The sequence below is a fragment of the Idiomarina sp. UBA4206 genome, from assembly GCF_002383015.1.
Taxonomy (GTDB): Bacteria; Pseudomonadota; Gammaproteobacteria; order Enterobacterales; family Alteromonadaceae; genus Idiomarina; species Idiomarina abyssalis.
The window spans coordinates 27,677-28,609 of sequence record NZ_DFTS01000035.1 but is presented as its reverse complement, the minus strand read 5'-3'; the positions used below and the strand labels follow the sequence as shown (position 1 = coordinate 28,609).

Annotated in this window: 1 protein-coding gene and 1 pseudogene; both read left to right on the top strand. The window is 49.0% G+C overall.

Annotated elements, in window-relative coordinates:
* The first annotated feature begins 140 nt into the window (after positions 1 to 140).
* On the top strand, positions 141 to 548 hold the full coding sequence (locus B3180_RS07195; protein WP_199494367.1) for an ExbD/TolR family protein: 408 nt from the start codon (positions 141 to 143) through the stop codon (positions 546 to 548).
* 3 nt (positions 549 to 551) lie between these two features.
* Positions 552 to 933, top strand: a pseudogene (locus B3180_RS07190) (protein TonB); the annotation flags it as partial.

The following is a 933-nucleotide window of genomic DNA, read 5'->3' as shown; positions in this document are numbered from 1 at the left end:
CGACCATGGCTGGCATGGTCGGGGCTTTGTCCGGCGTTTTCGCAGCAACCTGGTTGCAACGAACCAAACGTCGCGAGCGCATGAAGCTGGAAGATAAAATTTTATTGGAACGTCATTAAGGTGACGTTGAGGACAAGATTATGAAGCAGCATTTTGCCAATTTAATTGAAGAAGAAGAAAGTGCTATTGATATGACGCCGATGCTCGACGTGGTGTTCATTATGTTGATTTTCTTCATTGTCACCGCGTCTTTTGTGAAGGAAGCCGGAATTGATGTTAACCGTCCGGATGCCGCGACTGCGGTACAGAAAGATCGCGCCAACATTCTCATTGCAATAAGTGAAAACAATGAAATTTGGATAGACAAACGACAGGTGGACGTAAGAGCGGTACAAGCCAACATTGAACGTTTGTATGCGGAAAACCCTCAAGGTTCTGTTGTTATCCAGGCCGATGAAGAGTCAAACACCCGAGTGCTGATTAAGGTGATGGACGCGGCCCGATCAGCAGGTGTTTACGATGTTTCTGTAGCAACGGATGAAGACTAAATGATGAGATTCCTGGCAGCACTATTGGTTGCGGCATTTGTCACCATAGGCTTGTTCTACCTGATGCAATCGTTAATCAGTGGTGGTGAAGGTGCCATGAGCGAGCCTCCGCGCGGTAGCGTACTGGACTTTGTGCGTACGCCGGAGCCTGAAGAGGTGCAGGAAAAAGAGCGCAAGCCCGAGCGTCCACCAGAGCCTGAACAGCCGCCTGAAGACTTACCGCAGCCGCAAATGAATAACGACATTGCCGATTCTGACAGCGGTTCAGGTTATGACTTTTCTGCCAACATGGATGCTGGCGGAGATATTGGAAATGGTATGTCGCTGCAGGCAAGTGACGGTGAGTATTTACCTATCGTTAAGGTACAGGCTGCTTATCCTCGCA

Excerpts from the sequence above, each read along its gene's own strand:
- B3180_RS07195 (WP_199494367.1), top strand. The coding sequence starts at position 141 with ATGAAGCAGCATTTTGCCAATTTAATTGAAGAAGAAGAAAGTGCTATT.